Raw genomic sequence first — 24,146 nt, forward strand, 5'->3', positions numbered from 1 at the left:
TGTCAAAAGCTGTTCCGGCTGCCACGATGACGGCATGCGATCGCGCCGCTCCCGGGCCGCCGGCTTGTGCCTTCTCGCCCTCTCGGTGATCGTGCTCGGCGGCTGTCTGGGCGGCGGCGGGCACGCGCTGGGAACGCCCGGCTCGCAGTCGATCCCGGTCGGTCAGTCCGCCCAGAGCATCGAGTCGGGTGGCGTCAGCCGGACGTATCACCTGTACCGGCCGCAGGGATTGACCGATGGCGCCCCGCTGGTGGTGATGCTGCACGGCGGTTTCGGCAACGGTGAGCAGGCCGAGCGCGCCTACCACTGGGACGCCGAGGCCGATCGCGGAAGGTTTCTGGTCGTCTATCCCGACGGCCTCAACCGGGCGTGGAACGCCGGCACCTGCTGCGGTGAGCCGCAGCGCGTCGGCGCCGACGACGTCGGGTTCATCACGGCCATGGTCGGTGCCATCGAACAACAGCTGCCGATCGACCGCGCGCGCGTCTACGTCACCGGCATGTCGAACGGAGCCATGATGGCGCTCCGGTTGGGCTGCCAGTCCGACGTCTTCGCCGCAATCGCTCCGGTGGCGGGCACGCTGCTGACCGACTGCTCCCAGGCGCACCGGGCCTCGGTGCTGCAGATTCACGGCACGGCCGACGACCGCGTGCCCTACGGCGGCGGGCCAGGAAAAACGTTCTCGTTCAACGGGACTGCCCGCGTCGACGGGCCGTCGGCGGAGTCCGTCAACGCCACCTGGCGCGCTATCGACGCGTGTGGGCCCCCGAACTCGAGCACCGCCGGGGACGTGAGCACCCAGGTCGCCGGCTGCCCGGACGGGCGGACCGTCGAATTGATCTCGGTGGCCGGCGCCGGCCATCAATGGCCGGGTGGCGAGCCGAGTCCCCTTGCCGAGAAGCTCGCGGGCATGCCGGCGCCCTCGCCGGCGCTGGACGCGACTGACACCATTTGGCAGTTCTTCGCCCAGAACCATCGCTAGGATTCCGGAGATCTCTAACAAATTAGAGAATTTTCCTTCCGTTGTTGCTCCCCAATTGTTACCGTTCCGCAATGCGCCGGGTTGGGGGAGCTTTCGCCGTCCTGTTGGTCATCTCCTCGGCGCTGGTCGGCCTCGGGAGCGCGCACGCCGACGGCGGGGACGAACCGCAATATGCCGAGTTCTACACCCCGCCCGACCCGCTGCCGCCCGGCCGGCCGGGCGACCTGATCCGCACGGAGCCGTCGCGGCTGGTGTTGGAGCCGTCCGGCCAGCTCGGTGCGATCATGGCCACCGGGACTCGAATCATGTACCGCAGCACCGATACTCGCGGTAATCCGATCGCGGTCACCGGCACCTACTTCGAGCCCTACAACGCCTGGCCCGGCAGCGGACCCCGACCCCTGATCAGCTACGCACCGGGCACGCAGGGCCAAGGCAATCAATGCGCCCCGTCGCGGATGTTCAACCAGGGCATCCACTATTCGGGCGGCTGGGACATCATGTTCAACTACGAGGAACTGTTCGTCGCCACGATGGTCGCGCGCGGCTTCGCGATCGTGATGACCGACTACGAAGGCCTGGGCACTACCTCGATGCACACTTACGTGGGGCGCGTGGCCGAGGGCCAGGCCGTGCTCGATGCCGCCCGGGCGGCCATGCGGCTCCCCGGAACGTCGCTGGATCCTGGTGGGCCGGTGGCGTTTTGGGGCTACTCGCAGGGCGGCGGCGCCACCGCGTCGGCGGCCGAGCTGGCCCCGGCGTACGCCCCTGAACTGCATATCGTCGGCACCTACGCGGGGGCCCCGCCGGCCAACCTCAAGGAGCTGTTGCCGTACGCGGACGGCAGTGCCCTGGTCGGCGTCGTCGGGTACGCGCTCAACAGCGTCATGGCCGCCTATCCCGAGTTCGCCGACGTCATCCGGTCCAAGATGACGCCGCGGGGGCTGGCAATGCTCGAATCGGTCTCGCGCCAGTGCGTCGGACAGACCCTGTTGGACTTCATGTTTCGCCATATCCAGCCCTATTTCACCGAGGACATCAATCAACTGGTCAACGAGGAACCCTTCAGCACGCTGTTCGAGGACCAGCGGCTCGGGCGCTACAAGCCCAACGCGCCCGTGCTGATCAACAGCAACCGGTACGACCCGCTGGTGCCGTGGACCGCGGCCAACCAACTCGGCCGCGACTGGTGCGCCCAGGGCGCCGACGTCGAATTCCGCACCAACGAGGAACCCCCGTTCCTCAACAAGCTGGTCATCAACCACGCCCTGCCGATGCTCGTCGACGGCGAACCCGCCATGCAGTGGATCGCCGCGCGCTTCAACGGAGAACCCACCTCGCGTAACTGCGGTCAGTTCTAAACTGGGCGCATCGCTGCACGTAGAAAGCACAACGCCCCCGAGCGGCGCCGCCAGCTCGCCGACGCTGCGATCGAGCTGCTGGGCACCAACGGCGTCCACGGCGTCAGCCATCCCAGGGTCGACGATCACGCCGGCGTGCCGGCAGGCACCGCGTCCTTCTACTTCCGGACGCGCAAGGCGCTGCTGCACGCGGTCGCAGCCCGGGTGGCCGAACTGGATGTGGCCGACTTTTCCCGGATGGCTGAGCTCGCCGACGATCCGGCAACGCAATTCACCGGAACCGCCGGGCTCGCCCGCATCGTCATGTACGTCAACAGCGAACCCTGGCTGACCCGGGCCAAGGCGCGCTACGAGCTGGCACTGCTCGCCGGGCGGGATGCCGAACTGGCCGCCATCCTCGACGAGTCCGCGAAGCGGCTCTACACCTTGGCCCGCAGCGTCGTCACTCAATGGCATGCCGCCGAGGGCGCGCCCGATCCGACGCGAGTGGAAGACCAGGCGATCGCGACCCTGGCGTTCATCAACGGGATCATGCTGACGTTCGTCGCGGGGCAGCCGGCCGTCGACAGCGCCGAACACCTCGACCGGCTCATCCGGGGCGTCATCGCGGGCGTCGCCGCCGTTCGCGATCCCTGACTCCTATCGCAGCGCCAGCATCCCGTCGATGAGCATGTGCAGCACCTGCCGGGTCTCCCGGCGGGTGCGTTTGGGGTCCTCCGCGGTGGCGATCAGCATGGCGGCCTCATCGAGCGCACCGATCAACACGTGTGCCAGCGGCCGCACCGGTTGCTCGGGCAACTCGCCGGCCCGGATGGCCTCGGAAAGCAACTGTTCGGTCATGCCCAGGCTGTACCGCTGGGCGACATCGCGAAAACCCGGCCAACCCAGCACGCTCGGGGCGTCCAGCAGCATCAGCTGGCGCACTTCCGGATCACCGGAAACCTCGAGCCACGCGTCGACCGCGGCGCGGATCGCGTCGGCCGGCGTCGTCGCTCCCGACTCGGCCACCAAAGTGCCCATCCGGGCCATCACGTCCTGCTCCACGGCCTCGACCACCTCGCGGAACAAGGCCGCCTTGTCGGCGAATTGGTGGTACATGGCGCCGCGGGTCACCCCGGCGGTGGCCGCGATCTCCGGCGTGCCCACGTCCACGTAGCCGCGCAGCCCCCAGAGCTTGCGGGCAGCCGCGATCAACGCGTCGCGGGTCGCCGCGGAGCGTTCTTCTTGGGTCCGTCTCTTGCTTTCCATACAGCCTGTTGGTAACTTACGAACAGACAGCCTGTTTGTAAGTGTATCCCGAGGTAGGAGTTCTGTTATGTCGACGATCGACATTAGTGCCGGAACCATCCATTACGAAGCAACCGGACCCGAAAGCGGCAGGCCGGTGGTCTTCGTGCACGGGTACATGATGGGCGGCCAGCTGTGGCGCCGGGTCAGCGAGCGACTGGCCGGACGGGGCCTGCGTTGCATCGCTCCGACGTGGCCACTGGGGGCGCATCCGGAACCGCTGCGCCGCGGCGCGGATCGAACCATCACGGGCGTCGCCGGGATGGTCGCCGAAGCGCTGACCGTGCTTGGACTCGAGGACGTGGTGCTGGTCGGCAACGACACCGGCGGGGTTGTCACCCAGCTCGTGGCGGTGCACCACCCGGAGCGGCTCGGCGCGCTGGTACTCACGAGTTGCGATGCGTTCGAACACTTTCCGCCGCCGATTCTCAAGCCGGTGATCCTTGCCGCCAAATCGAAGACGACGTTCAAGGCCGTGTCCCAGGCCATGCGGGTGCCGGCGGCGCGCAAGCGCGCGTTCGACGGCTTGGCGCATCGCAACATCGACGACCTCACCGAGGCATGGGTACGCCCGGGGCTATCCGATCCGCGCATCGCCGAAGACCTGCGCCAGTTCACGCTGTCGATGCGCACGGAGGTGACGACGGGCGTGGCGGCCCGGTTGCCCGAGTTCGACAAGCCCACCCTGGTCGCCTGGTCGGCCGACGACGTCTTCTTCGAACAGGAGGACGGCGCCCGACTGGCCGCCACCATCCCCAACGCCCGCCTCGAGATCATCGAGGGCGCGAGAACATTCTCGATGATCGACCAACCCGACCGGCTCGCCGACCTGTTGTCCACGATCGCGGTGCGCACGTAGCGTCTTTCGCCTTCGCGTTACGCTCGCGGGCATGAAAGACGTGCTGCGGGGACGGCGGATTCTGGTCACCGGCGGAGCGACCGGCATCGGCGCGGCGGCCGTGGGAACCCTCGGCGCGGCGGGGGCCGAGGTTGTCGCCACCTATCACCAGACACCGCCACCGGACGGTCTCGCGGCCAGCTGGCTGCAGTGCGATGTGCGCGACGCCGACGCCGTCTCGGCGCTGGTGCGCCAAGCCGCCACACTGCTGGGTGGCGGGCTCGACGTGTTGGTGAATGCCGCGGGACTGTGGCAGGCCGGCATCCCGGGCTACATCGGCGTGGACGAGATCTCGTTCCTGTTGGACACGAACGTGAAGGCCACCATCCTGACCAATCAGGCCGCGTACGCCGTGATGAAGGATCAAGACCCCAAGGGCGGCCGCATCATCAACTTCGGATCATCGGAAGCTGTTATGGGCAGCCCGATTTCGGCCGTCTACGCCGCGACCAAGGGCGCCGTCCAGGCCTGGACACGGTCGGCGGCCAAAGCCTGGGCGGCGGACAAGATCACCGTCAACGCTTTGGCCCCTGCGGTGCAAACCGCTGGCGCCGACCGGCTGCGGGCGTTCCTCGGCCCTGACGCGAGCGCGCTGATCGATCAGCAGATGCAAATGATGATCCCGTTGGGTGGGGCGCTGGGGGATCCCGCCCGCGACCTCGGCCCAATGCTGGCCTTTTTGGCCGGCACCGGTTCTGGGTTCATCACGGGTCAGCTGCTGGCCGTTGATGGCGGCCTGATGATGGTGGGCGGATAGCCGGAACGCCTGCGCGCGACCGGTATTGGACAGCAAGGCGAACGTGCGATCCGCGTCGGCGACGAAATCCAACGACACCGAAGAAACCTGCGTGGTGTACTTCGATCGCGGCGCCGTTAATCGGGGCTATGGAATCGAATTTAGCGGTATCGACGGGCTGACGAGCCGGAACTTCGATTTGCTGCGTTCCATGAACCGACGTTCAAAACTGCCCTTGATCTGCCTGCCGTCCAACTCGCGCGATAGCACCAGATGATCATTGTCCGGCTGGGTCGCGCGCAGCACGACACCGGCTGAATCCCACTCGTGCTTGCGCAATTCGAGCCGATTTCCCTTGACCTTGAGCAGCCAGATGGTCGTGTAACCCGCCGGCACCTGGCTGACCAACTTGACCACCCGCAGCTGAGGGACCTTGTTTCGGTCCACGATCGCCACGTTAGCCCACGGCTGCGGGTTCGTCTGGGTGAGCGTAGCTTCACGCTTATCAACGGTGAATGACGTTGCGCGCCAGATGCCATCGAGAGTTGACGTGGGAGTATGCATGGCCGTGTACACCATGGTGTTCTGCATCGCGGTGACCGCAAGCAACGACCCGGCGATGCCGAACTTGGCGCCCACGCCAGTTCGCCGCAACCAGGGTTCACCCGCCCCCACCGGCAACCAGCGCTCTACGGGGCGAGCCTCACCGTGATTCAACACCACGCGCATCAAGTTCGACCAGTACGGCGACGTGAGACCGACTGCTACCAAGAATAATTCGCCAACCGCCAGCTTGACTGGCACGTCGTAAGTCATGTTCAGGATCAACACCTGCGCCATGGCCATCGCTGACCCGAGTGCCCCGAGTAGCTGCGTACGGTTCCACAGCAGCAGCAAACCCGACACCAGTTCAACCATCCCGGCGGCGACCGAGTACGGCTCAGAGGCCCCCATGAAGCCCCACAGTGTCTCGAACAGGGTGGTATCGCCCACCAACTGCAGTTGGTGATCCGGCCACGCCATGAAGCCCATTTGGACCGGGATCACCTTGCCCAGACCGTAAACGATCATCACCACGGCTAACCCGAATCGGGCGAACACCATCAGCGACGCGGCCAATCGTCGGTAGTTGGACCGACGCCGGTCCATGACTGTCCAAACAGCGGTGATCAGTAGTGCGACAACAACCCAGCCGAGGTGTAAACACCAGAACCACAATGTGTCTGAGCCAGCCGACTTGGCAATCTCGACACCGCGAACTTGAGTCGGATAGCTGCCGATTTGCGCCAGTAGCCAGATAATCGGTTCCAGTGGATTGCCGACCCACGTAATCTTTCACCACAGTGCCAACCAATGACGGCAACGAAGAGCAACCCACCACCGACGGTGAAAAGCAGCCGGAAGCCGACCTTCTGCAGCGACGTCCAGTCCGCGACGACTTCGGCGGGATCGGGTGTTCCCGCGGCCAGGGCCGGTGAATCCGAGGCTATAGTCACGGCAGTCATCATAGAGTCGCCGACTCCCGAATATGTTGAAAATCAAGCATAATTCGATCGCCGTCGATGGGTGCCGCTAGTCTGGACGTCATGAGAAGCCGACCTGCCGACGGCACTGGCCGTCTCACGGACTGCCCGGCTGGCCGAACAATCGGAAGCGGTTACGATTTACACGCCCGAGTCGCCTACGTGGTAGCGATGCGCGAGCGGGGGCTGCCCGCCGCCCGCAATGGTCCGCCTCGCGGCGAAATTCCCGCGCTCGATTCCTGAGCAGGACGAGTGACCTGTGCAATTCAAACAGCATGCCGCAAGGATGCCTTCTCCAGACGGGTCGTTCCGCTATACACACGCTCCCCGGTAGAGAATCCCGGGCGAAATAGGCATGACGATTTCTACAACACTGCGGTGCGCACCGCCTGGGGCTGCCGGCGCCGCCGGTTACGGCGACCCGCTACGATAAGACGGACCGTCTCGTCTCGTAAGGCTGGGCATAGTGAAGGTGAATCCGACCGATGACTGACGACACCATCCAAGCGTTGCTCAACGCGCGCTTGTCGGACCCCGGGACCGCGGTGAAACACCGCGGCCTGCAGTGGAGTTGGAGTCAGTACCTGGCCGGTGCGGCCACGCGGGCGGCGGCCCTGATCTCCGCCGCCGATCCCGGCCGGCCGATGCACGTGGGCGCCCTGCTGGGAAACAACCCCGAGATGCTGAGCCACATGGCGGCGGCCGGGCTCGGCGGTTACGTCCTGTGCGGCCTGAACACCACCCGGCGCGGCGAGACGCTCGCGGCGGACGTCCGGCGCGCCCATTGCCAGTTCCTCATCACCGACGCCGAACACCGACCACTGCTCGACGGCCTGGACCTCGAGGGAACGCGCGTCCTGGACACCTCGACACCGGAGTGGGCCGAATTCCTCGAGAGCCCCGGCGAACTGATGCCGCACCGGCAGGTCACCGCGATGGACCCGTTCATGATGATCTTCACGTCGGGAACGAGCGGGAATCCCAAAGCGGTTCAGGTGTCGCACCTGATGGCGGCGTTCGCCGGCATCAACCTGGTCCAGCGCTTCGCACTGACCGAGCGGGACACCTGCTACGTGTCGATGCCGCTGTTCCACTCCAACGCCGTCGTCGCCGGCTGGGCGCCCGCGGTGGTTTCCGGCGCCGCGATCGTGCCCGCCAAGTTCTCGGCAAGCAGCTTCCTCGACGACATTCGGCATTACGGCGCGACCTACATGAACTACGTCGGCAAGCCGCTCGCCTACATCCTGGCCACGCCGGAACGCGACGACGACGCCGACAACCCCCTGCGGGTGGCGTTCGGCAACGAGGCGAACGACAAGGACATCGAGGAGTTTGCGCGGCGCTTCGGCGTTCAGGTCGAAGATGGGTTTGGCTCCACCGAGAACGCGGTCATCGTGATCCGCGAGCCTGGCACGCCGAAGGGCTCGATCGGCAAAGGGATCGACGGGGTGGCGGTCTTCAACAGCGACACCGTCACCGAGTGCGCGGTGGCCCGCTTCGACGCCGACGGCGCCCTGCTCAACGCGGACGAGGCGGTGGGCGAGTTGGTCAACACCAACGGTTCGGGCTTCTTCACCGGCTACTACAACGACCCGGACGCCAACGCCGAGCGCATGCGCCACGGCATGTACTGGTCCGGCGACCTCGCCTACCGGGACGCCGAGGGCTGGATCTACCTGGCCGGGCGGACCGCCGACTGGATGCGGGTGGACGGCGAAAACCTGACCGCCGCCCCGATCGAGCGGATCCTGTTGCGGCACAATTCGATCAGCCGTGTGGCAGTCTACGCGGTTCCGGACGAGCGGGTCGGCGATCAGGTGATGGCCGCGATCGTCCTCAACGAGGGGCGCACCCTCGACCCCGACGCGTTCGAGGCTTTCCTCGACGCACAGCCGGACCTGTCCCCCAAGGCCCGCCCGCGCTACGTCCGCCTCGCCGCCGACCTGCCCAGCACCGCCACCCACAAGGTGCTCAAGCGCCAGTTGATCGCCGAAGGCACCGGCGTCCGCGACGGGGAGGTGCTCTGGGAGCGTGAACCGCGCGGCACCGCCTACGCCGTCGCGACGCCTAGCCCGGGCTCTCGGGTGCCCGGCGGCGGATCAGGCCCTTCGGCCGTCGCACCCGTTTGACCGGGTCTTGCGTTGTGCCGGAAGCGATCTCGTCGCGCAACTGGGTAATGTTGGAGAGCTCCGCGTACAGCCCGCGGATCGCATAGTCCAGGACGGCGAACGAAAAGCGCTGGCTCGGATCGTCGGTGATGCCGAGTTCGCGGGACCGCTGCCGCGACCACAACGCCTCGTCCAGCCGGGCCCGGGTCGCCTCGAGGTGCCGGTCCAACGTGTCCACGATGCGCTCGGGGTCCTCGCCGCGGGAGAGCCAGGTCTTGAGGATGACGGGGTGCTTGATGACGACCTGATCCTGGCCCGGGAAGTGCTGCACCCACCGGCGCAGTGCGTCGAGCCCGGGGTCGGTGGTCTCGTAGAGCGTGACCGCCCGCTTGCCAAATTGGGCACCGATCTCACGGACCATGCCGCGGGCCAACAGCCGATTGAGTTCGCGCCGAACGTGGCTGACCGATGGCGACCAGTAGAAGTGGCCGACCGATAGTTCGGCGCGCATCTTGATCTCCCCCGCGGTCAGCTGCTCGTCGTTGGCGGCCAGCACGCCCAGCACCAGGTAAGCGGTTACCGGGAGGCCGTCGCTGGTGCGCCGGGGCGTCATGGCGATTCGGTGAAGTAGGGCAGCGTCACCTCGGGGCCCACCGCATGAAACTGCACCTGCACGCGCATGCCAATCCGCAACTCCTCCGGCGCCACACCGACGACGTTGGTCAGCATTTGGTAGCCCTCGTCCAGGGTGACGATGGCGGGCGCGTAGGGCGGCTCGAATTCCGCCGTCACCGGCCGGTGCACCACAGTCCAACTGTAGATCTCGCCGCTCCCGCCACTGCGCTCCCAACCGACCTGCGCCGCAAGGCATTCGCGGCAGTGCTCGGTTGGCGGGAAGTTCGCCAGCCCGCAGGCTTCGCAGCGTTGATACCACAATTCGCCGGATTGACAGCCCTCCCAGAAGGGCGCGCTAAGGTGGCTGACGGCGTGGGGCACCGGACCCGTTTGGGGCCGCAACGGATCGGAGGTCACCGCGGCTCGTCCCCCAGGATCAGCAGCGTGGTGAACAAGGCGCCCGCTCCCCCGTTGCTGCACAACGCGATATGCGCACCGGGGACCTGCAGCTCGCCGGCCTGACCGCGCAGCTGCTGGACGGCGCGGATGGCCCGCTGCATCATTTGCGGATTGGAGCCGGCGTGACTGAACGACATGGTTCCTCCGTCGGTGGTGATGGGATGGGTGCCGTCGATGGCGATGTGGCCGTCGGCGACGAACGGTCCCCCCTCGCCCTCGCCGCAAAACCCGAACGCCTCGAGCTGGCGGATGATTTCGAATGAGAACGGGTCGTAGAGTTCCAGCACGTCGACATCGTCCGGCCGCAGCCCCGCGTGGGCGAATGCGCGCTCGGCCGCGCGCCTGCCGACCACTCCATTGACATATCCGCCGTGTCCGTCCCGCCGCCCGGCGAGGTCCCACGCCGGCGGGTGCTGATAGGAGGGGCCGTGAAAGTCGGCGCCGCTGCCCAGCACGTAGATCGGTCGGCTTGAACCCTCGGCCTTTTCGACGTTCGCGACTACCAGCGCACAGCCGCCTTCGGATGTGGTGGCGCAATCAAGCAGATGGAACGGGTCTGCGATCGGCCTCGACGCGGTGATGTCGGCGGGCGTGAAAGGGCCGCGCTGGTAATACACCGCTTCGGGGTTACGTGATCCGTTGTTGCGGACGGTCGCCGCGACCATCGACAGCTGTTCGCGCGTGGTGCCGTACACGTGCATGTGGCGACGTGCGATCAGCGCGAACTCGGCGGCGGTGAACATGCCCCACGGAGCGACGAATTCATTTTCGGGCCGGGTCCATGGTGCCGTGGCTTCGTGGTCGCGGTACTCGCCGGCCTGGGCGGCGACCAGGACCACCACGTCGGCCATGCCGTGCTCGATGGCGGTGACCGCCTCGGTGATCATGCCGACGCCGAAGGCCAGCCCCTGCCAGGCCGGGCCGAGGCGCAAGTCGTAGATCAACGCGGTGGACAGCGCGCCCGCGCTGACCCCGTCGACGTCGTCGAGGCGCAGGCCCGCGTCGTCGAGGGCGCCCCGGATGGCCGTCAGCGCCAGGCTGCGGGACGTCTCGCCGTCCAGGCGCCGGCCCTGCCGCGTGTTGTGCACACCGACGATCGCCGCGGTGCGTTTCGTGGCCGCCACTCTGTGATCCTTTGCTCTGCTCTAGTTTTCGTCCGCGACAACACCGAGATAGGCGCCGACGACGTCGCACTGGCGCCCGTCGCGGGTGACCGTGCCGATCTTCCTGGTGCGGGCGGCGGCGGGTGCCGCGCCGGCAGCGACGACATCAATCCGCACATCCACGGGCCGCGCCGTCTGCGGGTCGGTGATCTCCACGACCATGACCACCGCATGCTCGCCCTCGTCCCACTCGACGCTGGTGATCCGGTGTCGGGCCGTCAATTCGATGACCACCGAGTCCTGCCGCAGCAGGAAGCGGACGGGGGCGCACAATTCGCCGGCGCGAGGCGGCACGCACAGGGTGACCGCCATGTCACAGTCCCGCCGGCCGCGGGGCGATGGTTCCCGACTGCCGCAGGGCGGCCAGGTCATCGTCGCCGCGCCCCAACAGACCCGTCAGCACCTCGCTCGTGTGTTGGCCGTACAGCGGCGGGGGCCGGCGAATCCAGCGCCGCGGCCTGCCGCGGAACGCGAACGGCATTCCGGTGCACAAGAAGGAGCCGGCCACCGGGTGGTCGACGGACTCCCAGAATCCGCGGGCCCGCAGGTGCGGGTCGCGCAGTAACTCGGGGGCCGGCGTGACGCGCGCCGCCGCCACCCCCGCGGCGCGCAGCGTGTCGACCGCCTCGGCAGTCGAGCGCCGTGCGGTCCAGTCGGAGATCAGCTTGTCGATCTCGTCCGGTTGCTCCCACCAGTCGTTCGGGGTGAGGTCCGGCCGCTCCAGCAGCCCGGCCAGGGCCGTCCGTGCGGCGTCGTCCATCGCGGCCAACGCCACCCACTCGTCATCGCCGCGGCAGCGGTAGACCCCCTGAGGGGCAGCTCCGGGACCGCGGTTCCCGTTGCGGCGCATGATGATTCCGTTGTGTGAGTACTCCACCAGCATCTCGGCGGCCACGTTCAGCGCCGCTTCCACCATGGTGGATTCGACCTGCATCCCGCTCCCATCACGGTCGCGAACCACCAGGGCGGCCACCGCGGCGAAGGCGGCGTGCAGGCCGGCGATCGGGTCGCACACGCCGCGCGGAATCACCGGCGGTCCGTCGGCGTGTCCGGTCACCCAGGCCATGCCGGTCGCCTGCTCCATGGTCTGGGCGAAACCCACGCGGTCGCGCCAGGGGCCGTCGAGGCCGAAGGCCGGCATCCGCACCATGATGGCGCGCGGGTTGGCCGCGCGCACGGCATCCCAGCTCAGGCCGAAGTTCGTCATGACCCGCGGCGAGAAGTTCTCGATCACCAGATCGCTCGCCGCGATGAGCTCCAGTGCGATGGCCCGTCCCGCGTCGGTGCTCAGTTCGACGCTGACGCCACGCTTGTTGCTGTTGCTGCACAGGAAGACCGGGCCCCATTCCCACCACTGCTCCCAGGTCGGTTTGCGGCCGGCGGAGAACCTCATGCCGTCGGGCCGGCGGACGCCCTCGACTTTGATCACGTCGGCGCCCAGAGCGCCCAGCAGTTGCGTCGCGACCGGCCCGGCCCAGAAGGCGGTGAAGTCGGTGACCCGAGCGTCGGCCAATGGCAGTGCGTCGGCGTCGGTGCCGCAGACCGGATGAGCTCGGGGCGCCCAGTGGACTTTGCCGTTGTCGGCGCCGAGTCGGGGGACCCGCCCTGGCGGCCTGGTCGCCATCGCCTCGCTGCGATAAGGGACCCTCGGCTGCAACATCCCCGCCTCCGCGTGAACGAACACGCGCCGCTGTTCGAAATGGTCGATCGCAGACAGCATTTCCGGTGTCGCGATCGGGGCCACCGGGATGCGGAAGGCGACGGCGAGGTCGACGATCTCCTGCGTGGTGCGTGACCGGGTCCACTGCGTGACCATGTCGAGGAATTCGTCCCGGCGGGCGACGCGCCCGTCGAACGAGGCGAGGTCGGCGTCGTCGAGCAGATCGGCACGGTCGATCAGCACGAGGAAGTCCTGGAACTGCTGCGCGGTGATGGTGCAGAAGCCCACCAGTCCGTCGGCGGTGGGGACGATCGACGGCAGCTCCAGACTACGTTGCCCCAGAAGCGAATCCGTGCCCAGGACGCTGGCCGACATGGCGGACAGGCCACCCACTGCGATCACCATCGCCTCGTACGTCGAGACGTCGATGATCTCCCCGCGGCCGCTTCGCGCGGCATGCCGCGCGGTCGCCGCCGCCACCGCCGCCGCGAACGTGCCCGCCAACCACTCGCCGAGCTGACCGCCGGCCTGCACCGGTTCGTCCTCGGGCCAGCCGCGACCGGCGGTCGAGCCGCACAGCGCCTGCAGGATGAACTCGTTGGCCACCACGCGGTCGTCCACATAGGGGCCCGCCGTCCCGAACGGTGTCACGGCGACAACCACCGCCGACGGGCCGGCGTGGGCCGTGACCTTGTCGAGCGTCCAACCGTCGCTCAGGTCGGTCAGCACGATGTCGGCGCCGGCCAGCAGGGCGGCGATCTCCGGCTGGCCGTCATCGGTCACCGACTTCTTGCCCGCGGCCAGGTAGGCGAACAGCGCCCCGGGAGGCCCACCGGCCGTCCGGGCGCGCACCGAATCACCGCGCGCCGACTCGATTTTCACCACGTCGGCACCGGCATCGGCGAACATCTTGCCGCAGTAGGACACCGCGATTCCGTTGGACAACTCCAGCACGCGCCAGTCCGCGAACGGCGCTCGGGCTACCACGTTCAGTTGCCCAGCGTGGTGGCGCGCCCCGAAATACCGGAGGCCTCCGCCGTCACCTGTGACTGCAGCGCGAACTGGGTCATCCTCGCCCACGCGTCGCGGTCACGCTGGCTGGCCCGGCGGCCGACGTGCGTGACCACGTCGACGTCCGTCGCCTGGGCGCGCAGATGACCGGCGCGGGCGTGTTCCTTGGGGATGTGCCCGAACGGATCGAAAGAATAGGCGGCCATGGCGTTTTCGTGGGTGATCTTGTCGATGGTGGAGTCGTCGAGATGTCCCATGGTCGCCATGACGTCTTCGGGAGCGAAGGGCCAGTTGCTGTCGGAATGGGGGAAGTCGGACTCCCAGCACAGCATGTCCTCATTGAACCAGTCCATGTTGCGCACGCCGACCTTGTCGCTGATGAAGCAGGTGTAGAAGTGCCGCTTGAACACGTCGGCCGGCCCGCTGTAGCCGGGCGGGAACTTCGCCAGCGTCCATCCCGAATGACGGCTGTAGACGTGCTCGGCGCGCCAGAGGAAGTACGGGATCCAGCCGACGTCCCCCTCGGTGAGCGAAAACTTCAGTTGCGGGAAGTCCGCCCAGAACTCGGCCCAGATCAGCTCGGTGAAAGTGAACATGCTCATCATCGACGAGGCCGTCATCTGCACGCTGGGCGGGGCGTCGGTGGACACCTGCGGCGACCGCGACGCGGAGCCGACGTGCGTGCACAGCACCGTCTTGTTCTCACAGACGGCCTCGAACAACGGATACCAATACTTCGTGTGAATGCTGGGCATCTGCAACGCTTCCGGGTTTTCCGAGAACGTCACCGCGTGGCAGCCCTTGTCGGCGAGGCGTTTGACTTCCTTGGCCGCCTCCGCCACGTCGAACAGCGGCAGAATGCCGCAGGGTATGAAGCGGCCCGGATAGGCGGCGCACCACTCGTCGATGTGCCAGTCGTTGTAGGCCTTGATCATCACCAGGTTGACGTCGCGGTCGGGGCCCTGGTTGAGCACCTGCCCCGAGAAGCCAGTGAAGTTGGGGAAGTTGAGCCCGGCCAGCTGACCGCCGGCATTCATGTCGCGAACCCGCTCGTCGACGTTGAAGCAGCCCGGCCGCATCTCGTCGTAACGCGAGGCGTCGATGTTGTACATCTCGCGCGGCTTTCCCGCCACGGCGTTCAGGCCCATGTTCCGGCCGCGCACCTCGCCGTAGTACCACTGCTGAACACCGTCGGGTTCCATGACCACCCGAGGGGCGCGGTCCTTGTATTTCGCGGGAACGTGCGCGTCGAACATGTCGGCGGGTTCGGCGATGTGGTCATCCACGCTGATCAGGATCAGGTCGTCCTTGTGCATGCCACACTCCTCACCGAGATAGTGACTAGTAGATAATGGCGTACGTCACAGTGTCAACCGCGTTCGCTGGTTACGGTTGCACGTCTAACGGCCTGCGTACCAACGCCGAATTCCTGCCAGCCCTCGAGCGCCGGCCGATCCATCGCAGTTCGATCGTGGCTTAAATGGCGACTATTAGTCGCTTCCGCGGCGGGGCGCGATCATGTGCCGCCGGCCGGTCCAGCCGGCCACATGCGGTAGGTCCAACGCTAACGGGAAGGTGCGGCGCCCTCGGTTGCCCTGTGCTCTGCCGGGGTCTCGCGGCCCGAATCCGGACGCAGATGCCGCCACCACGACGCGATGTACAGCAGCATCGAGACCACCAGGGCGACGAGCACCCACAAAACGATCGTCATATCGATCCAGCTTCCGAACGCCGGCGAGCCTGGGAGGGCGTTTCTCAGCGGGACCACCGCGAACAGCATCGCGGCGTACCAGGCCACCATGGGCGACTGGAACTTTCGTCGATCCCGCAGTGTCTGAACCGCGACGAAGACCGCCGCCCCTGCGATCGCGAGAAGGATGCACAGAATGATGATCGCGAACACCATGGTGCTCGCTGAGCGTTCCATGGTCACCTCGTAGGGTGCGAGCGGTCTGGCCTGGTCCGGTCCGGCCGCATGGATCTTCCACCCGGGCAACCGGTCAACGATCATCATCCTGGCGCGCTCGGGTGTTTGCGCACCGCCGACAAACAGTTCCACCGTGATCGGTCCGGTGTAATAGCGGTCGAACGGCCACCGCTCGGTGTCGCGTGACAGCGTCAGCGGTACCGGGAACACGCCGGGCAGCGCACCCTTCGACCAGGTGCGTTTGACCGGCGTCGCCACTGAAGTCACCTCGACGGTGAGGTCTTGCTTGAGGCTGTTGCTGGCCGAATCGAGTAGCGTGGATCCGGGCGAAACCACAAGGTTGCCCCGAAGAACGCTGTAGTCAGACTGGACGCTTTCAATGTTCAGCGTCACGACCGTCCCACTGCCGGCCGACGGTCCATCGATTGAAACCCGGCGATAACCAGCACCATCGATGTAGAGCACTATCGACGTGATCATGGCGCTGACGACGACGACGAGCAACACTCCCATGCCGGCTCGCATTTGCGAATTCTCACCGCTGACTGCCGGTTCGGGTTGCGACCGTCCGGTCGGCCGGAGACGCACCACTCACCCCCAATTGAACAACTTTCGGCTAATGGTAGTCGGGCAGAGGCGGCGCACATGGCTCTCGCAGCGCCTTCCAAGCAGCCCGACAGGTTTCGCGTGGTTGCGGAGCTATGGAGTCGCCGCCTGAACCGGGGGCTCCCGAATGCCCGAGCGGTTGAAGGTCGGATCGGGCACCGTCAGTCGGCCGGTGCGTATCGCAGCATCGTGACGTCGTGCTCCGGATAGTCGAAGAACACCGGCCGCACCCGCATCCCTACCCTCAGTTCGGCGGGGTCGACGTTGACCATCTCGGTGGAAAACCTTGGCCCCTCGTCCCATTCGACGATAGCCAGCAGCTGCGGAACGGCGTCGGCGAAGTGCGGGCTAACCGGCCGGCGCGCGACGGTGTAGGAGTACAACGTGCCCATGCCGGAGATCTCTCGCCATTCCAGGTCGTCGGCCAGCGTGCGTGGCGCCCGCACCCGCGGGTAGAAAACGTAGCTGCCCAGCGAGGGCGAATACTGGATGGCGATGCGATGCTGCGCCAGCGCATCCCAAAAGGGCGTGCTGGTCGGCGTTTTGACGGGCATCGGGCGCTCGAAGGTGGCCATGTTCAATCAGTCCCCCTCGAGGATCAGCGTGGTTTGTTCCGACAGGATCCCGCCGTTGCCGGACACGAAGGCGCGGTGACAGTCGATGACCTGGGCCGCGCCCGCCCGGCCCATGATCTGTCGGGTGGCGTCGCAGACGTGATGCATGCCGCCGGCCAGCCCGGCCTGGCCGAAGCCGAGTTGCCCGCCCGCGGTGTTGAGCGGGAAGTCGCCGCGGAAGGTGAGGTCATGGTTCGCGACGAACTCCATGCCCTTGCCCTTCTCGCAGAACCCGGCGTCCTCCAGCGACAGCAGCACGGTGATCGTGTAGCAGTCGTAGATCGACACCATGTCCATCTGCTCCCGGCTCAGCTCCGTCATGGCGAACGCGGTGTCGGCGGCCTCGGCGATCGGGCTGTGCAGTAGATCCTTCGCATAGGTGGGTGTCTTGAACGGCACGTGCTCGCCAAATCCCTTGATCCACACCGGGCGGTGGCGCGTGCGTCGCGCGAGATCGGCATTGGCGACGACGAGAGCCGCGCCCCCGACGCAGGGCATGACGATCTCCAGCATGTGCAGCGGGTCGGCGATCACCGGGCTGGCCAGGACGTCGTCGACGGTGAGCGGCTTGTCCTTCCAGATCGCGCCGTCGGTGTGGTTGGCATTGAACCGTTGATCGACGACGATCTTGGCCATCGCCCTCTCGTCATAGCCATACACGGCCGCGTAACGCTGGGCGACCTGCCCGTAGGGCCCGTTCTGGCCGAGGTTGCCGTAGGGGATCTCGAATTCCGCCTGGGGAGAGCCGTATTGATTGCTCGATGAACCGAAGAACATCGCGTCGACCATAGGCCTGGGCTTCTTCTTCGATGACGGGGTGATGTAGCGGGCCGGCAGCGCGCACAACACCGCGTCACAGATGCCGAGTTCGATCGCCGCCGCCGCCCGCCAGACCATGGCGGCGGCGCTGGCGCCGCCGAGGTCCACGTGTTCGGCGAATCGCGCTCCGACGCCCAGGTATTCGGCGATGGTCGACGGCACGAAAATCTCCGACTCCGCCAGGTGCGACGCCACGATTCCGTTGACGACGTCGCCGGGCAGGGCGGCATCCTCGAGAGCGGCCGCGGACAGCTCCGCCCATTGTTCGATCACGAACGGCGCGGGCGAGGCCTTGTTGAGCCGTTCGGGCGGGAGCTCGACGTAGCCGACGATCGCGGCTTCTCCGCGTAATCCCATGGGCGGGTCCTACTTTCGAGGTAGTCCGAGGATCATCTGTGCGATGATGTTTAGCTGGATCTCGCGGGTTCCCCCGCCGATCAGCTCGGCGGGCAGGTGCAGGTAGCGCTCCACGATGTCGGGGTCGGCGTCGGCCACCATGGCCGCGCGCCCGGTCAACCGCAGGGTGGCCTCGAACGTTCTGCGTAGCAGCTCGTTCATCGCCACCTTGGCGATGCTGGACGCCGGGCCTGACGCCTGGCCGTCGAGCAACCGGATGGTTTCCCGCACGCCCAGCGCCTTGATGGCGTTGGTGTACGCGTCGAGTTCGCCGAGCGCGCGCAGCGCGTCGTCGCGATCGGGCCCCGGTTCGGCCGCGAGCCGACGCAGCGCGGCGGCCCGGTCGAACTTCACGTAACCGCTGATGGCCGAACGCTCTTCGGCCATGGTGGCGATCGCCAGGTTCCAGCCGTCGCTGGGGGCGCCCAGTAACATCTCGTCGGGCACGAACACGTCGTTGAGGAACACCTCGTTGAAGTGCGCCTGCCCGGTCGCCGTTTTGATCGGCTGAACTTCGATGCCGGCCGATCGCATATCCAGGATGAAGTAACCGATCCCCCGGTGCTTACTGGCTTCGGGATCGGTCCGCGCCAGCAGCGCGCCGAGATCGGCGTACTGCGCCAACGACGTCCAGATCTTGTGGCCGTTGATCCGCCAACCGCCGTCGACCTTGGTCGCCCGGGTGGCCAGCGACGCGAGGTCTGAGCCGGCACCCGGCTCGCTGAACAGCTGGCACCAGTGAATCTCGCCGCGTTGGGTCGGCGGAATCAACTTCTCCTGCAGTTCTTTTGGCGCGGCGGCCAGCACCGAGGGCAGGATCCACTCGGCGATGTTCAGCGACGGCCGGACCAGCCCAGGTCGCTTGGCGAACTCCTCGTCGATGATGAGCTGTTTGAGGGGACCCGCATCGACGCCCCACGGCGCCGGCCAGTGCGGCGCGATCAGGCCGGCATCGGCCAGCAACGTGCGCTGGGGACCGGAGGCCTGGTCCGGGTAGTCGCCGTGCGGTGCCGGCGTGTCATTGCGCAAGCGCATTGCGCCGTCCAGGGTTTCGGCTACCCAACAACGGAAGTCGGCTTCCGCGTCGCCGAGATCAACCGACATGTCGCGGTGCTGGGCGCAGGTCAGCCGCCCCAGGCGCCGGGCCCAGCGATTCACCGGACCGATCGAGGCCGCGAGACCGATCGCCCGCCGCCAGTACAGGTGCAGGTCATGTTCCCAGGTAAAGCCGATGGCGCCGAACATGGTCAACGCGTCGAGGACCAGGTCGGGCACCGGGGCGATCGCGATCACGGCCGCGGCGGCGGCGGCCATGCGGTGCTGGTCGATCGGCTCGTCGGCGGCCCGCACGGCATCCCAGGCCGCGGCGGTGGCCAGCTCGCTGCTGACCAGCAGCATGGCGGCGTTGTGCTGCAACGCCTGGAAGGTGCCGATCACCTTGCCGAACTGTTCGCGGACGCGCAGGTGTGCCGTGACCGCTTCAACGCACCACTGCACGATGCCGGCCGTCGTGCTGGCCAGCAGTCCCATCGTGACGCACCGCGCGCGGTCGGGATCGATCCCGGTGAGCACCTCCGTGCCGCCCGCGGGGTAGGCGTCGAGGCGCAAGATTCCCGCGTCGGATACCAGGTCGGTCCCGTTCATGGGTTCGGTTGTTACCGTGCCGCTTTCGGTGTCGACGACCACCCAGACCACGTCGTCGTCCTCCGCGCGCGCGGCGACGAGGATGGCGGTCGCCGCACACACGCCCGCGGTGACCTCCGACGCGCCGGTGACCATCCATCCGCCATCGTCGGCGCGCGCGGTGAAGGCACCGTCATCCGGCAGCACCACCGCCGCGGTGCGGCCCGCGGCCAGGTCGCGCACCAGCGCCTCGGCGGCCGGAGAGGCGTCGGCCAGCAAGGCGACGGCTCCCGCGGCGACCGTCGGCAGCAGTGGGCCGGGCAACAGCGCCTTGCCCGCCGCCTCCAGTACGCACGCGGCGTCGATCAGGCGCCCACCCTGCCCGCCGAGGCTTTCGGGCAAGTGGACCGCGTGAAACCCGTTGCCGACGAGGGCTTCCCACCATTCGGGCCGGCGCCCCGCGGCGAGGTCGTCGAAGCGGTCGCGGGTGGCGGAGATGGGCGCGTTCCGGGCGGCGAACTGCCCGACGGCGGCGCTGAGTTGTTGTTGCTCCGGGCTGAGTCCCAGGGTCACGATGGCGGCCGAGAGGTGGCTGACGTTGGCCGCACGGACTGTTACCCTTCCGAGCCTGATGGCGCCGACCCGCTGCGCCCGGCTTCGCCGCGCTCGCGATCGCCGCTACTTCGATGGCAGCAACAAGACGAACCGTCTCGTCTTGTGGCAGACTACCGGGATCGGTCAGGCGATGTAAAGCGGGCCACGGCGGCAGTGAGGATCACCAGATGCCAAGCGATCTCACGCAGGTGAGCGCGCCGCGGCGCCGCAGCGAGAAAGCGCGCACGGCGATCGTCACCGCCACCCGCGAACTGCTTTTGGAGCGCGGCTTCGACGGCCTGACCATCGAGGCGGTCGCCGCCCGCGCGGGGGTGGGCAAGCAGACCATCTACCGGTGGTGGCCCAGCCGCCCGGCGCTGGTCGCCGACGTCATGCTCGAGGACGCCGACAAACTGCTGGCCTCGGTATCACACACCGACGACCTGGCCGCCGACCTGGTGGGCTGGGTCGGCAAGCTGGTCACCAGCCTGACAACCGACCGCGGTTCCGCCATGTTGCGAACCCTGACCGTCGCCTGCATGGAGCACGAGGACACCGCCGTGCGGTTGCGGGCCGGCTTCAGCGCGCCGCTGCACGACAGCGTGCGGGACCGGCTGCTCGCCGACGGCATCGCCGCCACCACCGCCGAGTCGGCCGCGGATGCGATCGTCGGCGGCGTCGTGTACCCGATCCTTTCCGGCGCCCAGTCCTATTCGCGGCGGCGAGCCGAACGCACGACCCGGCTCATCGTCGCGGCGCTCATCGGTTGAGGCCGGCCGATCAGCCGACAGTGATGGCCGCCAGGCCCTCACGCACCCGGCCCGGCAGGGACCCCCCGTGGCTGAGCCAGTCATCCAGCGCGATGCGCACGGTCGCCATCGCCAGCGCACCAATCAGGCGTGGCCTGGGGTCCTGCGGAGCCAATCGTGGCAGGCGCGGCGCGATCAGGTCGGCGATCGCCCGCTCGTACCGCACGTAAATGTGCAGCGTCCAGGCGTCCAAGGTGTCGGAAGACCTTGTCAGGATGGCCAATTCACGAATCTGATCCTCGATGTCGGCGAATCCACCGGCGAGCTCGGTGAAGGCGCCGATGACCGCATCGGTGGCGCTCAGGCGCTCGGGCTGGGCCGCCAGGGCGGCGGTGATCCGATTGAGCCAATGAACGGTCATTCCCTCGGCGACGGCGTCTTCCTTCGAGTTGAAGTAGCGAAAGAATGTCGCGCGCCCGATGTCGGCCTCGTCGGCGATGCGGTCCACCGTGGTGCCGGCCAAACCGCGATCGGCTACCAGCTGCGCGGCGGCGGCGGCGATGCGCTGACGCATCGCCGTTCGCTTGCGTTCGGCCAACGATGTCGTGGCAACCATTCCCCCGCCTTTTCCCGCGAATCCACGTCCGAGTCGTAAGACATAGTCTTAGCATGAGACGATGTCTCAAGACATCGATTCGTCCGATCAGACCGGCGCGAAGGCGCGGACCGCGTGGCAGTTCCTCCAGCAGATGGTCGCCGACGTCACCAAGATCGTCACCGAGGACGCCGAGTCCGAGCGCGAACTGCTCGAGGGGATGCGGATGATCGCCCGCGTCTCGTCGCTGTGCGCTCAGATGTCGGTCGAGGCCGATTCCCAGCGACCCGCCTTCTTCGATATGTGTTCGGAGAACCGCATGGTCGGCGGCCCCAATCCGGACGGCAACTACTACCTGGCGATGATCCGCGGTGACCGGACCTACCGGATCACCGGCTCCCGCGGCACCAGCGCCTACCTCGGGCTGCAGATCCTGGCCGGGACGGGCCTGACCCCGCGGCGCATGGCAGGCTATGTCAGCGATGTCGATTTGGCTTTGGCCGCAGGCGAATTCGCGCTCGTGCTGTCGGCGAACCAACCCGCCGACCTCGCCGGTGCGCAGTGGGTACAGATCCCCGACGACGCCTCGTCGGTGGTGGTCCGCGAGTACATCGGCGACCGCGGGCGCGAAGAACTCGCCGCCCTGCGCATCGAGGCGCTGGACGCCGCCCCACTTGCCCCGCTGACCGACGGCGGGCTCGCCGATCAGTTCACCGCGATGGCCTGGTCACTGATGAAGTTGACGACGCTGCACCGCACCATCAAGCCGGAACTGCTCGACCTGCCCAACACGCTGCTGACCGCCGAGGCCGCCAACCTGGGCGCCGCGGACACCACCCCGGACAACCTGTACATGATCGGGACCTTCCGGTTGGAGCCCGACGAGGCCTTGCTGCTCGACATCGCTCCACCTGACACCCGGTACTGGAACGTCACCCTGGAGAGCATCTGGCATGAGTGCCTCGAGCCGCGGGCCCGGCACAGCTCGGTGACCAACCGCGGCGTGGTACCCGACGGCGACGGCCGAGTGCGGATCGCCATCTCCGCGAAGGACTTCGGGCTGGGCCACTGGCTCGACACCGGTGGCCGGCATCGGGGCTTCGTCGTCCTACGGTGGCTGGACAACCCCAGCCCGCCCGACGTGGGTGTTTCGGTGCGCCGATGTGAGGAGGCGGTATGACACTGCAGGATCGCTTCGCCCCCGAGCGGCTGATCGCCACCGCCTGCGAGGAAGCCGGCAGCGACGACTTCGGCGCCGACGGCTGGCGGCCGGGGCTGCACCGCCTGACCGACGGGCTGATCCACGACGCGCGGCTGTCGGACATCGGGGTGGAGATCGCCCACCTCGACATCATGCGTGCACTGAAGAACCGGCTCGGTGTAATCGCTTGGCGCAATGCACATCCCGAGGTTCCCGCCAAGCCGGTCACGGCGCCGATTTTTATCGTCGGACAGCCCCGCACCGGGACCACGATCCTCTACGACCTGCTCGCCCAGGATCCCCAGCTGCGCGCCCCGTTGACGTGGGAGGTCGACGAGCCCTGCCCGGTTCCGCAACCGGACACCTATCACGACGATCCGCGAATCGCGCAGACGCAGGCCAGCATCGACATGTCCGAGCAGATCATGCCGGGCTTCCTGGCCTTTCACCCGATGGGTGCCCTCGTCGGGCAGGAGTGCGTGCGCATCACGGCCGGTGAGTTCGTCAGCATGATCTTCTCCGTGCAATACCGCCTGCCGAGCTACTATCGCTGGCTGCTCTACGAGGCGGACCACGCGGGCGCCTACCGCTATCACCGAATATTCCTGCAGCACTTGCAATCCGGGGTGCCCGGTCAATGGCTGCTCAAGTCGCCCGCACACCTGTGGCAGCTGGACACGCTGCTGGCCGAGTACCCCGACGCGCTGATCGTGCAGACGCATCGCGACCCGCTCAACGTCATCTCGTCGATCGCGGCCCTGACGCACCACCTGCGCCGGATGTGCAGCGACCAATCCAGCATCGCCGAGTGTGCGGCCCAGTCCTACGAGGAGATCGTCGTCGGCCTCGAGCGCGAGATGGCCCTGCGGAGCAGTGGCGCCGTGCCGGCCGACCGCGTGATCGACGTGCAGTACAGCGACTTCATCACCGACCCGTGGACCACGATCAAGGACATCTACCAACGGCTCGACCGCGAGCTGCGCCCCGACGCCGAGCAGAAGATGCGCGCGTTCCTCGCCGCCCATCCCGGTGACGGGGGCCGCGGCCGCTACACCTGGTCGGACACCGGCCTGCATGCAGACGAGGTGCGCGAGCGGGTGGGCGCCTACCAGGACCGCTACGCGGTGGCGAGCGAGACGCTGCGGTGAGCCGGTTCCGTCGAACACCGTTGCGACGCTTGGGGTCTGCAGCCGGGTAGGATCGCCGCAAAGCGACGGGA

General features: G+C 67.4%; 23 protein-coding genes. 10 read left to right on the top strand and 13 right to left on the bottom strand.

Going from position 1 to position 24,146, the window contains the following annotated elements; translation table 11 throughout:
- Window positions 1-34: 34 nt before the first annotated feature.
- The 3 genes from ACEL92_RS26855 (at window position 35) to ACEL92_RS26865 (ending at window position 2,979) form a co-directional block, all read left to right on the top strand.
- A complete protein-coding gene (locus ACEL92_RS26855) occupies window positions 35-982 on the top strand; it encodes a PHB depolymerase family esterase (protein ID WP_374023578.1) in 948 nt (315 codons plus the stop codon).
- A gap of 71 nt (window positions 983-1,053) precedes the next feature.
- A complete protein-coding gene (locus tag ACEL92_RS26860) occupies window positions 1,054-2,343 on the top strand; it encodes a lipase family protein (RefSeq protein ID WP_374023579.1) in 1,290 nt (429 codons plus the stop codon).
- A 69-nt stretch (window positions 2,344-2,412) separates the two neighbouring features.
- Entirely contained in the window at window positions 2,413-2,979 is a 567-nt protein-coding gene (locus tag ACEL92_RS26865) for a TetR/AcrR family transcriptional regulator (protein WP_374026403.1), read from the top strand.
- Between the two features lie 3 nt (window positions 2,980-2,982).
- On the opposite strand, the gene ACEL92_RS26870 is transcribed toward ACEL92_RS26865, so the two are convergent.
- Entirely contained in the window at window positions 2,983-3,591 is a 609-nt protein-coding gene (locus ACEL92_RS26870) for a TetR/AcrR family transcriptional regulator (protein ID WP_374023580.1), read from the bottom strand.
- 67 nt (window positions 3,592-3,658) lie between these two features.
- Here ACEL92_RS26870 and ACEL92_RS26875 point away from each other — a divergent pair, with 67 nt between their 5' ends.
- Together ACEL92_RS26875 and ACEL92_RS26880 are read left to right on the top strand one after the other, a co-directional pair.
- Window positions 3,659-4,489, top strand: coding sequence for an alpha/beta fold hydrolase (locus ACEL92_RS26875; RefSeq protein ID WP_374023581.1), 831 nt, complete (start codon window positions 3,659-3,661; stop codon window positions 4,487-4,489).
- 31 nt (window positions 4,490-4,520) lie between these two features.
- Window positions 4,521-5,285: an SDR family NAD(P)-dependent oxidoreductase gene (locus tag ACEL92_RS26880; RefSeq protein WP_374023582.1), complete on the top strand. Its 765-nt coding sequence runs from the start codon at window positions 4,521-4,523 to the stop codon at window positions 5,283-5,285.
- A gap of 126 nt (window positions 5,286-5,411) precedes the next feature.
- Here ACEL92_RS26880 and ACEL92_RS26885 read toward each other — a convergent pair whose 3' ends face one another.
- A complete protein-coding gene (locus ACEL92_RS26885) occupies window positions 5,412-6,383 on the bottom strand; it encodes a hypothetical protein (RefSeq protein WP_374023583.1) in 972 nt (323 codons plus the stop codon).
- A 224-nt stretch (window positions 6,384-6,607) separates the two neighbouring features.
- On the opposite strand from ACEL92_RS26885, the gene ACEL92_RS26890 reads away from it, so the two are divergent.
- Together ACEL92_RS26890 and fadD1 are read left to right on the top strand one after the other, a co-directional pair.
- On the top strand, window positions 6,608-6,742 hold the full coding sequence (locus ACEL92_RS26890) for a hypothetical protein (protein WP_374023584.1): 135 nt from the start codon (window positions 6,608-6,610) through the stop codon (window positions 6,740-6,742).
- 530 nt (window positions 6,743-7,272) lie between these two features.
- On the top strand, window positions 7,273-8,916 hold the full coding sequence (fadD1, locus tag ACEL92_RS26895; protein ID WP_374023585.1) for a fatty-acid--CoA ligase FadD1: 1,644 nt from the start codon (window positions 7,273-7,275) through the stop codon (window positions 8,914-8,916).
- Here the strand turns inward: fadD1 and ACEL92_RS26900 are convergent.
- The 10 genes from ACEL92_RS26900 to ACEL92_RS26945 form a co-directional block, all read right to left on the bottom strand.
- A complete protein-coding gene (locus tag ACEL92_RS26900; RefSeq protein ID WP_374023586.1) occupies window positions 8,855-9,508 on the bottom strand; it encodes a MarR family transcriptional regulator in 654 nt (217 codons plus the stop codon). The genes fadD1 and ACEL92_RS26900 overlap by 62 nt on opposite strands.
- Window positions 9,505-9,927 (bottom strand): Zn-ribbon domain-containing OB-fold protein, encoded by a 423-nt coding sequence (locus ACEL92_RS26905; RefSeq protein ID WP_374023587.1) that lies wholly within the window; start codon window positions 9,925-9,927, stop codon window positions 9,505-9,507. Before ACEL92_RS26905 ends, ACEL92_RS26900 begins: the two co-directional genes overlap by 4 nt.
- Window positions 9,924-11,093, bottom strand: coding sequence for a thiolase family protein (locus tag ACEL92_RS26910; RefSeq protein WP_374023588.1), 1,170 nt, complete (start codon window positions 11,091-11,093; stop codon window positions 9,924-9,926). Before ACEL92_RS26910 ends, ACEL92_RS26905 begins: the two co-directional genes overlap by 4 nt.
- 21 nt (window positions 11,094-11,114) lie before the next feature.
- The gene (locus ACEL92_RS26915) at window positions 11,115-11,444 is read right to left on the bottom strand and encodes a hypothetical protein (protein ID WP_374023589.1); all 330 of its coding nucleotides are present in this window, start codon (window positions 11,442-11,444) and stop codon (window positions 11,115-11,117) included.
- 1 nt (window position 11,445) lies between these two features.
- The gene (locus tag ACEL92_RS26920) at window positions 11,446-13,779 is read right to left on the bottom strand and encodes a CoA transferase (RefSeq protein WP_374023590.1); all 2,334 of its coding nucleotides are present in this window, start codon (window positions 13,777-13,779) and stop codon (window positions 11,446-11,448) included.
- A gap of 2 nt (window positions 13,780-13,781) precedes the next feature.
- The gene (locus tag ACEL92_RS26925; RefSeq protein WP_374023591.1) at window positions 13,782-15,119 is read right to left on the bottom strand and encodes an amidohydrolase family protein; all 1,338 of its coding nucleotides are present in this window, start codon (window positions 15,117-15,119) and stop codon (window positions 13,782-13,784) included.
- 248 nt (window positions 15,120-15,367) lie between these two features.
- Window positions 15,368-16,243 (bottom strand): DUF4436 domain-containing protein, encoded by an 876-nt coding sequence (locus ACEL92_RS26930; RefSeq protein WP_374026404.1) that lies wholly within the window; start codon window positions 16,241-16,243, stop codon window positions 15,368-15,370.
- A gap of 254 nt (window positions 16,244-16,497) precedes the next feature.
- Window positions 16,498-16,911: a Zn-ribbon domain-containing OB-fold protein gene (locus ACEL92_RS26935; RefSeq protein ID WP_374023592.1), complete on the bottom strand. Its 414-nt coding sequence runs from the start codon at window positions 16,909-16,911 to the stop codon at window positions 16,498-16,500.
- A gap of 6 nt (window positions 16,912-16,917) precedes the next feature.
- The gene (locus ACEL92_RS26940; RefSeq protein ID WP_374023593.1) at window positions 16,918-18,126 is read right to left on the bottom strand and encodes a thiolase family protein; all 1,209 of its coding nucleotides are present in this window, start codon (window positions 18,124-18,126) and stop codon (window positions 16,918-16,920) included.
- Between the two features lie 9 nt (window positions 18,127-18,135).
- The gene (locus ACEL92_RS26945) at window positions 18,136-20,361 is read right to left on the bottom strand and encodes an acyl-CoA dehydrogenase family protein (protein ID WP_374023594.1); all 2,226 of its coding nucleotides are present in this window, start codon (window positions 20,359-20,361) and stop codon (window positions 18,136-18,138) included.
- Between the two features lie 209 nt (window positions 20,362-20,570).
- On the opposite strand from ACEL92_RS26945, the gene ACEL92_RS26950 reads away from it, so the two are divergent.
- A complete protein-coding gene (locus tag ACEL92_RS26950; protein ID WP_374023595.1) occupies window positions 20,571-21,152 on the top strand; it encodes a TetR/AcrR family transcriptional regulator in 582 nt (193 codons plus the stop codon).
- 10 nt (window positions 21,153-21,162) lie between these two features.
- On the opposite strand, the gene ACEL92_RS26955 is transcribed toward ACEL92_RS26950, so the two are convergent.
- Window positions 21,163-21,747, bottom strand: a complete 585-nt coding sequence (locus ACEL92_RS26955) for a TetR family transcriptional regulator (RefSeq protein ID WP_374023596.1) — start codon at window positions 21,745-21,747, stop codon at window positions 21,163-21,165.
- Between the two features lie 61 nt (window positions 21,748-21,808).
- Between ACEL92_RS26955 and ACEL92_RS26960 the strand changes: the two genes are divergently transcribed.
- Window positions 21,809-22,906: a DUF1214 domain-containing protein gene (locus ACEL92_RS26960; protein ID WP_374023597.1), complete on the top strand. Its 1,098-nt coding sequence runs from the start codon at window positions 21,809-21,811 to the stop codon at window positions 22,904-22,906.
- Window positions 22,903-24,075, top strand: coding sequence for a sulfotransferase (locus tag ACEL92_RS26965; protein ID WP_374023598.1), 1,173 nt, complete (start codon window positions 22,903-22,905; stop codon window positions 24,073-24,075). Before ACEL92_RS26960 ends, ACEL92_RS26965 begins: the two co-directional genes overlap by 4 nt.
- Window positions 24,076-24,146 lie beyond the last annotated feature (71 nt).

The organism is Mycobacterium hainanense, from assembly GCF_041890355.1.
GTDB classification, from domain to species: domain Bacteria; phylum Actinomycetota; class Actinomycetes; order Mycobacteriales; family Mycobacteriaceae; genus Mycobacterium; species Mycobacterium hainanense.

Excerpts from the sequence above, each read along its gene's own strand:
- ACEL92_RS26930 (WP_374026404.1), bottom strand. The coding sequence starts at position 16,243 with ATGGGAGTGTTGCTCGTCGTCGTCGTCAGCGCCATGATCACGTCGATA.
- ACEL92_RS26915 (WP_374023589.1), bottom strand. The coding sequence starts at position 11,444 with ATGGCGGTCACCCTGTGCGTGCCGCCTCGCGCCGGCGAATTGTGCGCC.
- ACEL92_RS26955 (WP_374023596.1), bottom strand. The coding sequence starts at position 21,747 with ATGGTTGCCACGACATCGTTGGCCGAACGCAAGCGAACGGCGATGCGT.
- ACEL92_RS26965 (WP_374023598.1), top strand. The coding sequence starts at position 22,903 with ATGACACTGCAGGATCGCTTCGCCCCCGAGCGGCTGATCGCCACCGCC.
- fadD1 (WP_374023585.1), top strand. The coding sequence starts at position 7,273 with ATGACTGACGACACCATCCAAGCGTTGCTCAACGCGCGCTTGTCGGAC.
- ACEL92_RS26860 (WP_374023579.1), top strand. The coding sequence starts at position 1,054 with ATGCGCCGGGTTGGGGGAGCTTTCGCCGTCCTGTTGGTCATCTCCTCG.
- ACEL92_RS26950 (WP_374023595.1), top strand. The coding sequence starts at position 20,571 with ATGCCAAGCGATCTCACGCAGGTGAGCGCGCCGCGGCGCCGCAGCGAG.
- ACEL92_RS26875 (WP_374023581.1), top strand. The coding sequence starts at position 3,659 with ATGTCGACGATCGACATTAGTGCCGGAACCATCCATTACGAAGCAACC.
- ACEL92_RS26935 (WP_374023592.1), bottom strand. The coding sequence starts at position 16,911 with ATGGCCACCTTCGAGCGCCCGATGCCCGTCAAAACGCCGACCAGCACG.
- ACEL92_RS26960 (WP_374023597.1), top strand. The coding sequence starts at position 21,809 with ATGTCTCAAGACATCGATTCGTCCGATCAGACCGGCGCGAAGGCGCGG.
- ACEL92_RS26925 (WP_374023591.1), bottom strand. The coding sequence starts at position 15,119 with ATGCACAAGGACGACCTGATCCTGATCAGCGTGGATGACCACATCGCC.
- ACEL92_RS26880 (WP_374023582.1), top strand. The coding sequence starts at position 4,521 with ATGAAAGACGTGCTGCGGGGACGGCGGATTCTGGTCACCGGCGGAGCG.
- ACEL92_RS26940 (WP_374023593.1), bottom strand. The coding sequence starts at position 18,126 with ATGGGATTACGCGGAGAAGCCGCGATCGTCGGCTACGTCGAGCTCCCG.
- ACEL92_RS26855 (WP_374023578.1), top strand. The coding sequence starts at position 35 with ATGCGATCGCGCCGCTCCCGGGCCGCCGGCTTGTGCCTTCTCGCCCTC.
- ACEL92_RS26870 (WP_374023580.1), bottom strand. The coding sequence starts at position 3,591 with ATGGAAAGCAAGAGACGGACCCAAGAAGAACGCTCCGCGGCGACCCGC.
- ACEL92_RS26900 (WP_374023586.1), bottom strand. The coding sequence starts at position 9,508 with ATGACGCCCCGGCGCACCAGCGACGGCCTCCCGGTAACCGCTTACCTG.